Source organism: Methylobacterium sp. J-048, from assembly GCF_022829515.1.
Classification (GTDB): Bacteria; Pseudomonadota; Alphaproteobacteria; order Rhizobiales; family Beijerinckiaceae; genus Methylobacterium.
This window is the reverse complement of the sequence record NZ_JAKSYL010000294.1, coordinates 86,473-98,376: the sequence shown is the minus strand read 5'-3', so window position 1 is coordinate 98,376 and position 11,904 is coordinate 86,473. Positions and strand designations below refer to the sequence as shown.

Genomic DNA, 11,904 nt, shown 5'->3' with positions numbered 1-11,904 from the left:
CGCCCGCGCCCGGTTGGGGGGGGTTTTTGGCCCGGTGTCTTTTGGGGGGTGTGGCGCCCGGTTCCGGGGCAAGGGGGGGGGGGGGGGGGGGGGGGGGGAGGGCCCGGGGGGGGGGGAGGGCCATCGGCCCCACCCACCGGGGGGCGGGGAGGGGGGGGGCAAGGGCCAAACCCGCGCCGCCTTTTTCCCCCCCCCCCCCCCCCCCCCCCCCTCTGCGGGGGAGGGCTGGCGCGTGTCACCTCCGGATCGGCCCTCCTTCGAACCACGGATCATCCGACATCTGATGTACGAAGCCGTTGGCTTGCACGAGCCGATCCGTGAACACCGCACCCATCGACCTCGCATTTTGTATACGGATGGTCCGAACCTTGCTGTGGGTGTGTGGCCGGTGCGGTTTGCCCGCGCGCTTCAGTGGGCCTAGGCTCAACCCCTGCGCTTTTGATGGCCGCCAGCCATCAACTTCCACGGTTCCGGAGATCCGCTTGTCCCGATCGACCCTGAAGATCCTCGCCCGCGGCGTGGCCGCAGGTGCGGTCGCGACCTTCGCGCTGGCGGCGCTGCCCGCGCAGGCCGCCAACGTGTTCCGCTTTGCGTTCCAGGGCGATCTCAAGTCCCTCGATCCGTACTCCCTCAAGGAGAGCTTCACGGAGGGCATGCAGCAGGCGACCTACGAGTCGTTGGTCACCCTCGACAAGAACCTGAAATTTGCCCCCGGACTGGCCGAATCCTGGGAGACGCTGGAGCCGACCCGCTGGCGCTTCCACCTGCGCAAGAACGTCAAGTTCCACGACGGCTCGCCCTTCACGGCCGACGACGTGATCTTCTCCGCCCAGCGGGTCCGGGCTTCCGGCTCGAACTTCACCACCAACGTCCCGTCCGACGCCGAATTCGTGAAGGTCGACGACTACACCGTCGACATGGTGCTGAAGAAGCCGAACCCCATCGCCATCGCCCAGTTCCCGACCTGGCTGATCATGTCGAAGGCATGGTCCGAGAAGAACGGCGCCGCCCAGCCGACCCCGGCCAATGCCTCCAGCCCGAGCTACGCCACCCTGCATGAGAACGGCACCGGCCCGTTCGTGATCGCCGAGCATCAGCCCGGCGTGAAAACGGTGTTCAAGAAGTTCGACGGCTACTGGGGCAAGCGCGAGTCGAACCTCGACGAGGCGGTGCTGACCACGATCGCCAACCCGGCGACCCGGGTCGCAGCGCTGCTGTCCGGTGAGGTCGACTGGATCGACCCGGTGCCGCTCCAGGACCAGCAGCGGGTGAACGCCAGTGGCACCGCCACCGTGATGGCCGGGCCGGAACTGCGCACGGTCTTCCTCGGCATGGACCAGGACCGGGATGAGCTGAAGGATGCGAGCGTCAAGGGCAAGAACCCGTTCAAGGACATCAAGGTGCGCGAGGCGTTCTACCTTGCCATCGACGAGGAGACGATCGCCAAGCGGGTTATGCGGGGGCAGGCGGTGCCCTCGGCCCTGATGATCGCCCCCGCGCTCTACGACCGCGCCAACGAGATCAAACGCCCGGCCACCGACCTCAAGAAGGCCAAGGAGCTGATGGCCCAGGCTGGCTATCCGGACGGGTTCTCGCTCACCATGGACTGCCCCAACGACCGCTACGTCAACGACGAGGCGATCTGCCAGGCGGTGGTCTCGATGCTCGCCCGCATCAACGTCAAGGTGAACCTCAACGCCCAGCCGAAGGCGAAATACTTCGCCAAGGTGCTGGCGCCGAACTACGACACCTCGTTTTACCTGCTCGGCTGGACGCCCTCGTCGCTGGACAGCCACAACATCCTCTACGAGATCGTCGGCTGCCGGAAACCCGGCGACAAGTCTGGTCGCGGCAGCTGGAACTTGGCCGGCTACTGCGACCCAAAGATCGATGAGATCGCCGACAAGGTCGAGGGTGAGACCGACAAGACCAGACGCGACGCGCTGATCAAGGACGGCTTTGACGTCCTGAACGCCGACTGGGGCTACATCCCGCTGCACCAGCAGGCGCTCGCCTGGGGCGTCTCGAAGAAAGTCCACCTGACCCAGCGCGCGGATAACCTCCTCCTGCTCTACTGGGTCTCGAAAGACCCCCAGTAGGGGCCGGGCGTGCTCGCCTTCCTGTTGCGCCGGGTGATCCAGGCGGCCGCGGTGCTCGCGGTCGTCGGGCTGATCGCGTTCTCGATGTTCCGGTTCGCGGGCGACCCCGTGAACCAGATCGTCGGGCCCGACACCCCCGCCTCCGAGCGGGCCGAGATCCGCAAGAGCCTCGGCCTCGACGATTCCGTGCTGGTCCAGTTCGCCCGCTACGCCGGCGACGTGGTCCGGGGCCGGCTCGGGATCTCGTACCAGTTCCGCCAGCCGGTCTCGCAGCTGCTGGCCGAGCGCATGCCGGCGACCCTGGAGCTCGCCTTCTGCGCCACGGTCTTCGCCCTGGTGGTCGGCGTCCTGATGGGAGTCTATTGCGCGCTGCGCCGGGAGTCCTGGCTCGCCGGCCTGTTCCAGGCGGTCTCGCTGATCGGCATCAGCCTGCCGACGTTCCTGATCGGCATCCTGCTGATCTACCTGTTCTCGGTGACGCTGGGCTGGCTGCCCTCCTACGGGCGCGGCGACACGGTGCGACTCGGCTGGTGGACCACCGGCTTCCTCACCTGGTCCGGCCTCAAGGCGCTGATCCTGCCGTCCATCACGCTCGGCCTGTTCCAGATGACGCTGATCATGCGGCTGGTGCGCGCCGAGATGCTGGAGGTGCTGCGCACCGACTACATCCGCTTCGCCCGGGCGCGGGGCCTCTCCACCCGCGCCGTCCACCTGCGCCACGCCCTCAAGAACACCCTCGTGCCGGTAATCACCATCGCGGGGCTCCAGCTCGGCTCGGTCATCGCCTTCTCGATCATCACCGAGACGGTGTTCCAGTGGCCCGGCATGGGCCTGCTGTTCGTCCAGGCCGTGCAGAACGTCGATATCCCGATCATGTCCGCCTACCTGCTGCTCGTCGCGCTGATCTTCGTGACCATCAATCTCGTGGTCGACATCCTCTACACCGTGGTCGATCCGCGCCTGCGGCTGTCCACGGCGACGGCATGAGGGCCGGTCGATGAGCGGACGCGATATCGACGCCGGCGACGCCCCGCCGGTCCCGCTGCAGGCGGCGACGCCGGGCCGGATCGCGCGCTGGCGCGATTCCGACCTGCTGGCGAGCTTTTTGGGCTCGAAGATCGCCATGGCGGCGCTTCTGGCCACCGTCCTGATGGTCGGGCTCGCGGTGGCGGCCCCCCTGATCTCGCCCCAAAACCCCTACGACCCGGCCCAGCTCGACCTGATCAACTCCAACCTGCCGCCGATCTGGCAGGCGGACGGGCAGGCGCCGTTCTACCTCGGCACCGACGACCAGGGCCGGGACGTGCTCTCGGCGGTCCTCTACGGCCTGCGCCTGTCGCTGATCGTCGGGGTGCTCGGGGTGATCACCTCGGGGGTGCTCGGCATCGCCCTGGGATTGGTTGCCGGCTACGCGGGCGGTGCCCTCGACACGCTGATCATGCGGATCGCCGACGTGCAGCTGACCTTCCCGGCGATCCTGATCGCCCTGGTGGTCGACGGCGTCGCCCGGGCGAGTTTTGGCGGCGCCCTCGATGTCGGGCCGCTGATCGGGCTGATCGTCATCTCGATCGGCCTGTCGTTCTGGGTCCAGTACGCCCGCACCGTGCGCTCCTCCGTGATGGTCGAGAAGGGCAAGGACTACGTCCAGGCCGCCCGGCTGATCGGCCTGACGCCCCCCGTGATCCTGGTGCGCCACGTGCTGCCCAACGTCACCGGCCCGGTCTTCGTCATCGCCACGATCAACCTGGCGCTGGCGATCATCACCGAGGCGACCCTGTCGTTCCTCGGCACCGGCCTGCCCGAGACCATGCCGTCGCTCGGCACCCTGATCCGCACCGGCAACCGGTTCCTGTTCTCCGGCGAGTGGTGGATCGTCGCCTTCCCGGGCCTGGCGCTGGCCGGCCTCGTCATCGCCATCAACCTCCTGGGGGATTGGCTGCGCGACGCCCTCAATCCGAAGCTGCAATGACTTTTTTTGACTACGGCGCTTCTCTGGCTCATCCCACCCTCCACCGCATCCTGAGGCGCCGGAGCGAAGCGGAGGCCTCGAAGGAGCCTTCCAGGGATCGCGCGTCGTCTGGAGGCCTCCTTCGAGGCTCGCTGCGCTCGCACCTCAGGATGAGGGTGCGGGTAGGAGCAAGCTCCGCCGTGGGAGCCCGCGCGCGATGACCGAAACCATCCTCTCCGTGCGCGACCTCACGGTCACGTTCGACACCCGCCGCGGGCCGCTCACCGCCATCGACCGGGTCTCGTTCGACATCGGCCGGGGCGAGATCCTGGGGGTCGTCGGCGAGTCCGGGGCCGGCAAGTCGGTCACCGGCTCGGCGGTGATCGGGCTGATCGACCGCCCCGGCCGGATCAGCGGCGGCGAAATCCGCCTGCGTGGCGAGCGCATCGACACCCTGTCCCCCGAGGCGATGCGGCGGGTGCGGGGCAAGCGGATCGGCATGATCTTCCAGGACCCGCTGACCTCCCTGGACCCGCTGTTCCGGGTCGGCGACCAGATCGTCGAGACCCTGCGCGCCCATACCGAGCTCTCGGCCAGGACGGCCCGCACCCGGGCGATCGACCTGCTCGCCGAGGTCGGCATCCCGGCCCCCGAGCGGCGGATCGACGGCTATCCGCACGAGTTCTCCGGCGGCATGCGCCAGCGCGTGGTGATCGCCCTCGCGCTCGCCGCCGAGCCGGAGCTGATCATCGCCGACGAGCCGACCACGGCGCTCGACGTCTCGGTCCAGGCCCAGATCATCACCCTGCTCAAGCGCCTGTGCCGCGAGCACGGCACCGCGGTGATGCTGGTGACCCACGACATGGGCGTGATCGCCGAGGCCGCCGACCGGGTCGCCGTGATGTATGCCGGGCGGGTCGCCGAGATCGGCCCGGTCGCCGCCGTGATCGCCAAGCCGCACCACCCCTACGCGGTCGGCCTGATGGGGGCGATCCCGACCCTGTCGCAGGAGGCCGACCGCCTCAGCCAGATCCCCGGCTCGATGCCCCGGCTCACCGCCATCCCGCAGGGCTGCGCCTTCAACCCGCGCTGCCCGAAGGTTTTCTCGCGATGCCGCGTCGAGCGGCCGGAGCCGATCCTGGTGGGCGCCAGCCGAGTCGCCTGCCACCTCTACGACGTGACGGAGAAGGCGGCGTGAGCGCCTATGTCGAGGTCACCGACCTGCGCCGCCTGTTCGATGTCTCGAAACCCTGGCTCAACCGGGTGATCGAGCGCGAGCCCCGCCGCTTCCTCACGGCGGTGGACCGGGTCGGCTTCAGCATCGCCAAGGGCGAGACCTTCGCGATCGTCGGCGAATCCGGCTCCGGCAAATCGACGGTCGCCCGGATGGTGGTCGGCCTGCTGCCGCCCTCGGCTGGCGAGGTTCGCATCACCGGTATCTCGATGACCGATCCCCGGGAGGCGGCGGCCCGGCGGCGCCTGCGCTCGCGGATCCAGATGATCTTCCAGGACCCCTACGCCTCGATGAACCCACGTTGGCGCGTGGGCAAGATCATCGCGGAGCCGATCCGGGCGTTCAACCTGATCCAAGGGGAGGGGGCGATCCGCGCCCGGGTCGGCGAGCTGCTCGGCCTGGTCGGCCTCCACCCGGACGATTCCAAGAAATACCCGCACGAATTCTCCGGCGGCCAGCGTCAGCGGGTCGCTATCGCCCGGGCTCTGGCCAGTCAGGCCGAGTTCCTGGTCGGCGACGAGCCGACCTCGGCGCTGGACGTCTCGGTGCAGGCGCAGATCCTCAACCTGATGCGCGACCTGCAGGACCGGCTCGGGCTGACCTACCTGTTCATCTCCCACAACCTCGCCGTGGTCCGCCACATGGCGACCCGGGTGGGGGTGATGTATCTCGGCCGCCTGGTCGAGGTGGCCGCCGCCCGCGACCTGTTCGCCCGGCCGCGCCACCCCTACACGCGGATGCTGCTCGACGCGGTGCCCGACCTCGCCCATGTCGGCCGCGCCCGGGTGCCGGTCTCCGGCGAGATCCCGAACCCGATCGACCCGCCCCCCGGCTGCACCTTCAACCCGCGCTGCCCGCTCGCCAACGACCGCTGCCGCGCGGAGGTGCCGCCGCTGCTCGACGGCGTCGCCTGCCACGCGGTGCAGGAGGGGCGAGCCTGATTTTTGGGTCGACGCGGGCCGGATCGGATGCTCGCTGCCGTTCGCAGCGGGTGGATTTCTGCCAGTCGGCTTTCGGCTGGTCTGCTTTCGGGAAGGCGTCGAGGCGGACGTTGTTGCCCCGCCCGCTCCCGACCCTATTCCATCGTAGGAGCTGGTTCAGGACGAGCCCAGAAACGGTCGTTTGTCCCACTGTTGATGCCGTGACGCGTTGCCTGAGGCGGATGCCACCTACGTGTCCTTATAATATGCATGCTCACCGGCCACCACACGTGAAAATTTCTCGCAATTAAAGTGCCGTCGCTCATTGATCACTTTCAACGTAGAATAAATACAAACTGATTTCCCGCTCTGAGGTGTAGTTTTTATGTTCTTGCCAAATGGCGTATCGCTACGATACGCCACGACGCTGTTTAATTGCTCCGGCGATCTGTCGCTGGCAGAGGTCGATGCCTGTCGTCACTCCTTCGCGCGAGGCGCGCGCAAGTCATTTAGCGAGACTTTATCGCAGCCATTGTAAAGCATTGCTGCGCTTTCTGGGTCGGAAGGTCGGCCAAAACGATGCGTCGGATCTGGCGCATGAGGCATTCCTTCGGATCGCACATGCGGGACACAGCCAGACACGTCTCCACAACGAGCGCGCCTTCCTGTTTCAGATCGCCGCGAACCTCGTCCTCGACCACAAGCGTGCGCAATTGCGCCGATCTCGCATCCTCACGGCCATCGAGATAGACGAACTCCTCATGGTTGCCGACGAGACACCGGGCCCGGAGCAGTTCGCTCAGTCGCGTGGTGAGGTGCAGGCTCTCGATGCGGCACTGCGCGAACTGCCTTTCCGGCGCGCCGAGGCCTTCCGGCTCAGCCGGATCGAAGGTCTGAGTCACGCGTCGATCGCCGCTCGTCTCGGCGTATCGCTCCGCACCGTGGAGGCAGAGGTCAGGATGGCTCTTGATCATTGTGCCGACCGTCTGCGATCCGGACGGTCGTCGGATTGATCGCGGCGTCGTCCTGATGACAATGGTCCCCGGCATGGAATGCCCTTCAGGAGATCGCTCGAAACGCTCCCGGCAAACGGCGAGAGACGAATGAGCGCGGCGGACTATCATGGCAGACCGTCCGCCGACAGGGACCGACGCGTCGCGCAGGAAGCGCACGCCTGGGTGGTTCGCCTGACGTCAGGCACCGCGACGCAGGACGACGCACAGGCGCTTGCCGCCTGGCGCTCCGATCCAGAGCAGGACGCCGCCTTCCGGGCTGCAGCAGGACTCTGGAAGCAGGCGGGCGACGCCCTTGCCGGCCCAGCGAGCGCGCCGGCCAGCCGCGGTGACCTGCAGACGATGTCCCGGCGCCGCATGCTCCGCCGGGTGGCCGCGGGAGGCATCGCATCGGCCTCGATCGCCGCCGGCGCCACGCTCGCGTTGCGATGGCCGGTGCTGAGTGCGGCCTATCGGACAGGAACCGGCGAGATCCGAACGGTGGTCCTGTCGGGCGGCATCCGCATCGAGCTGGATGCCGAAACCGCCCTGGACGCCCGCCTCGACGACGAGGGTCAGGACATGGTCCTGCATGCGGGCTCGGTGGCTGTCACGGTCCCGGCCGGCGGTGCGGCGCTCTCCCTGGGCGCGGGCCAGGGGCGCCTCGTCACTGAGCCGGGTCGACCCGCGGAGTTCATCGTGCGCTGCAGGCCGAGCGAAGGCCTCTCCGGTTGGGTCGGTGGCGTGGACGCCGACATGTCCTGCCTGTCCGGCGCCATCACGGTCGTTCCCGCTGCGGGAGCGCAGGCGACGCGCCTTACAGCGGGGCAGGAGATCAGGATCGGGCCGGACGCGCGCGGCGTTCACCCCATCGACGTCGCCCATGCGGCGGCATGGCGGCGTGGCCTTCTCGTCTTCCGCGACACGCCCCTGTCGGAGGTCGTGGACGATCTCAACCGATACCGCCCCGGTCGGATCGTCCTGGCCAGTTCGGCGGCCGCCGCGAGACACGTGACCGGGATTTTTCATCTGGCGCGTCCGGAAGAGGCCCTCACCAGCATCCGTACCGCGCTCGCCCTGTCGGAGGTGCGACTCGGCGACCGGCTCGTCGTTCTCCGCTGAGGTCGGCGAGGCCGGCGCGGGAGCCACCGGATTTTTTTGCGGGCTCGTCACCCGGGGCACGTCTGAAGAGTCAGGCGGGCAATCATGACCCGCCGGGCCGCGGTTGCAGACCGCGCGAGGACGGTGGGGCGAATGACGGTGCGAGGACGCGGGGCGAACCGGACGGGGAATGGCTGTCGCATGGTCATCGGATTGAGTGGTGTCGCGGCGCTGGCGCTCGCCATGCCGACGCCGACCTCGGCGGCCATCGACCAAGCGGCGCGGGACGGGACGGCCATCGGCGCGCGGATCACCCGCATTGCCGCGATCGTCGCGGATGCGGACGAGATCCTGGATTTCGCCATCGCGGCTCAGCCCCTGGACGAGGCCCTGGCGGCCTACGGGGCGATCAGCGGCGTCCAGTTGATCTACGACAGTCACGCGACACGCCGTCTCCGCGCGACACCGATCACCGGACGCTACGACCGGGTGGAAGCGCTCCGGCAATTGCTCGCGGGCACGGGTCTGGTGCCGCAATTCACGGCGCAGTGCTCGGCCACCCTCGTGGGCATCGTCGCCCAGGCCGACCCCGCCGGCATCCAGGACGGCGCCGTCGTCCTGGATGCGCTGGAGGTGACCAGCGACACCGCCATCGGACCCACGCATGGCTACGTCGCCCGGCGCAGCGCGACCGCGACCAAGATCGGCACGTCGCTTCTCGAAACGCCCCAGGCGGTCAACGTCATCGGCCGAAAGGAGATCGAGGATCGGCAGGCGCAGAGCGTCAGCCAGGCCCTTCTCTACACGCCGGGGGTTCTCACCCAGTACGGCACGGATGTGCGCTACGATTGGCTCTACGTCCGCGGCTTCGTGCCCGGGCGCTACCTCGACGGGTTGCGCCTGCCGTTCGGTGCCCGCGGATACTCGCAGCCGCGCATCGAATCCTACGGCCTGGAGCGCATCGAATTGCTGAAGGGCCCGGCCTCGGGGCTCTACGGGCAGAACTCGCCGGGCGGTCTGCTCAACCTCGTCAGCAAGCGGCCGAGCGCAGTTCCCGTGCGCGAGATCCAGCTCCAGACCGGCAGCTTCGGACGCGCTCAGGCCGCCTTCGATCTGTCGGGTCCGATCGATCCGGACGGCCGGATCCTGTACCGGCTGACCGGGCTCGCGCGCACCACCGGCACCCAGGTCGATTATCTGGAAGAAGACCGGGTCTTCATCGCGCCGAGCGTCACGTTCCGGCCGGATTCCGACACATCGTTCACGATCCTCTCGCAATACTTGCACATCGCCTCGCCCGGAGGCGGCGCGCCACAAGGCCTGCCGACGCTCGGCACCTTGTACACGAACCCGCGCGGGCGCATTCCCACCAGCCGGTTCATCGGCGAACCGAACTACGACCGCTTCAAGCTCGACCAGGGCTTCATCGGCTACGCCTTCGAACATCGGTTCAACGATGTCTGGACCGTGCGCCAGAACCTGCGCTTCGCCCATGTTGAAGCCGACACCCAGCGGGTTCAGGCCATCGGGCTCGGGGCCGACGGCCGCACGCTCTCCCGCTATGCCTGGGCCTTCCCGGAGCGCTCGAACCTGTTCAACGTCGACAATCAGGCGGAGGCGCGCTTCTCCACGGGCCCCTTCGACCATACCCTGCTCCTCGGCGTCGATGACCTGCGCGAGGATGCCCGCTACGACGAATCGCAATTGCGGGCCGTCCCCTCGGTCAACATCTTCGCGCCGGCCTACGCGGGCACGGTCACCCGGCCGCCGCTGGGTACACGGATCACGCAGAGCCGCAACCAAGTCGGCCTCTACGCCCAGGACGAGATCCGCTTCGGCGGCTTCAGCCTCACGCTGAGCGGGCGGCAGGACTGGGCGGACGCCGTCACCCGCACCCGGACGGCAGCGACCGGCGCATTGGCGCGGGTGAAGCAGGACGATGCCGCCTTCACCGGGCGCGTCGGCCTGAGCTATCTCTTCGACGGTGGCTTCGCCCCCTATGTGAGCTACGCGACCTCGTTCCAGCCGACCTCCGGCACGAACCGGCTCGGCTCACCGTTCGCGCCCACCACGGGGGATCAGATCGAGGGCGGCATCAAGGTGCAGCCGACCGGAACGAACCTCCTGCTGACCGGGGCGGTCTTCGACCTGAACCAGCAGAACGTGCTGACGCCCGATGCCGTCGACTTCCGCTTCAACACCCAGGCCGGCGCGGCACGGGTCCGCGGGCTGGAACTCGAGGCCAAGGCGAGCCTGACCGACAGTCTCGACCTCGTCGCCTCCTATGCGGCCATGACCAGTCGATTCACCAAGGCGAACGCCGATGCGACGGGAGCCAGCATCGTCGGGAACGAGTTGCCGTTCGTTCCGCGCCATCAGGCGTCCGTTTGGCTCGACTATACGATCCGGACGGGTGACTGGGCGGGCCTCGGCCTGGGAGCGGGCGTCCGCTACATCGGTGTTTCGGTGGGCGACAACGTCAATCTCTATCGGACACCGGTCGTCACGCTCGTCGACGCGGCCTTGCGGTATGATTTCGGGTATCGCTATCCTGCCCTGAGGGGCGTCGATCTCGCGCTCAACGCGACGAATCTTTTCGACAAAACCTACGTGACGACGTGCATCGCTGCCACTGGGTGCTTCTATGGCAATAGGCAGACGATCCTCGCAACGCTGCGATATCGTTGGTGACGGACAGGAACATCGGCGAAAGAGCCCCGACAGATCGTTAACTCAGCCGGGATGGCCCTGCGCGTCGAGGACGCGCAGGGCTTTTTCAGCCGGAATCCCGCTTGAGCATAGTCATGCGAGAACCGTCTCTTTGTCTTGGCCTGCGCCAAAGGCGCCGATTCATGCGCGGCATTGGCCTTGTCGGACGCGGCCAAACCCAGTCGACGACAACTGCCGGATCAATCCTTCGCCCGAGAGCAGTCCAGCTGAAGAGTACCTCAAGCCGAAGCTGCCAGGTGACCGACGAATGGCTGCGTTCGGCAATTGTCGATTGCTGTCGGCGTGACCGAGATGGGGTCACAAGCAGCCGCAGCCCCCCAAAAAAAAACCATTCACCCGCTCACTCGCAAGCGGACGCATCACGCGTCGCGCCACTCCGAAAACATCGCCGCCTGGCCCACCGTCACGCCGTCGCGGTCGAGCTGCCAGACCACCGCCTGCTCGATCCAGAAGCGCCGGCCGCCCTTGGCGATCCGCAGGCCCCGGTAGCCGCGGGTGAAACCGTCCCGGGCGACGGCGTCGAGGAGGCGCTGCCGCTCGGCGCGCTCGGGCGCCTCGGCCGAGAGCCGCGACGGCAGGCCGACCAGCTCGTCCCGGTCGTAGCCGAAGCAGGCCTGCGCGGCCCGGTTGGCGTAGACGAAGCACGGGTCGGCGGCGCCGTCATGGGCCAGCACCACGAAGGGTGCCTGCCCGTAGAGCCAGGCCGCATCCGCCCCGTCCGGCACCAGCGCCGTGCCGAGGCGCCGCCGGTAGCTGCCGGTGAGGACGACGAAGAAGTCGGGATCGTGCGAGAGGTCCATCACGGCCGTCCGGAAGCTGCAGCTCAAGGAGAGCAGCGCATACCCGGTCCCGCGCCGATCGCGGTGTGCCGAACTTCACC

9 protein-coding genes are annotated in these 11,904 nt (G+C 68.0%); 8 read left to right on the top strand and 1 reads right to left on the bottom strand.

The window, feature by feature from the left end:
* Positions 1-482 precede the first annotated feature (482 nt).
* The 8 genes from MKL09_RS30210 (at position 483) to MKL09_RS30175 (ending at position 10,985) form a co-directional block, all read left to right on the top strand.
* Positions 483-2,099: an ABC transporter substrate-binding protein gene (locus tag MKL09_RS30210; RefSeq protein WP_244025641.1), complete on the top strand. Its 1,617-nt coding sequence runs from the start codon at positions 483-485 to the stop codon at positions 2,097-2,099.
* Between the two features lie 9 nt (positions 2,100-2,108).
* Complete coding sequence (locus MKL09_RS30205) at positions 2,109-3,086, top strand: ABC transporter permease (protein ID WP_244025640.1); 978 nt, start codon at positions 2,109-2,111, stop codon at positions 3,084-3,086.
* Between the two features lie 10 nt (positions 3,087-3,096).
* Complete coding sequence (locus MKL09_RS30200; protein ID WP_244025639.1) at positions 3,097-4,068, top strand: ABC transporter permease; 972 nt, start codon at positions 3,097-3,099, stop codon at positions 4,066-4,068.
* 196 nt (positions 4,069-4,264) lie between these two features.
* A complete protein-coding gene (locus MKL09_RS30195; RefSeq protein WP_244025638.1) occupies positions 4,265-5,245 on the top strand; it encodes an ABC transporter ATP-binding protein in 981 nt (326 codons plus the stop codon).
* Complete coding sequence (locus MKL09_RS30190; RefSeq protein WP_244025637.1) at positions 5,242-6,222, top strand: ABC transporter ATP-binding protein; 981 nt, start codon at positions 5,242-5,244, stop codon at positions 6,220-6,222. The genes MKL09_RS30195 and MKL09_RS30190 overlap by 4 nt, the downstream gene beginning before the upstream one ends.
* A 446-nt stretch (positions 6,223-6,668) precedes the next feature.
* Positions 6,669-7,214 carry an RNA polymerase sigma factor gene (locus tag MKL09_RS30185; RefSeq protein ID WP_244025636.1) on the top strand — a complete coding sequence of 182 codons (546 nt, stop codon included), beginning with the start codon at positions 6,669-6,671 and terminating at the stop codon, positions 7,212-7,214.
* A gap of 90 nt (positions 7,215-7,304) precedes the next feature.
* On the top strand, positions 7,305-8,315 hold the full coding sequence (locus MKL09_RS30180; protein ID WP_244025635.1) for a FecR family protein: 1,011 nt from the start codon (positions 7,305-7,307) through the stop codon (positions 8,313-8,315).
* A 180-nt stretch (positions 8,316-8,495) separates the two neighbouring features.
* Positions 8,496-10,985, top strand: coding sequence for a TonB-dependent siderophore receptor (locus MKL09_RS30175; RefSeq protein ID WP_244025634.1), 2,490 nt, complete (start codon positions 8,496-8,498; stop codon positions 10,983-10,985).
* Positions 10,986-11,383: 398 nt separating this feature from the next.
* Here MKL09_RS30175 and MKL09_RS30170 read toward each other — a convergent pair whose 3' ends face one another.
* Positions 11,384-11,827, bottom strand: coding sequence for an MEKHLA domain-containing protein (locus MKL09_RS30170; protein ID WP_244025633.1), 444 nt, complete (start codon positions 11,825-11,827; stop codon positions 11,384-11,386).
* Between the last annotated feature and the right edge of the window lie 77 nt (positions 11,828-11,904).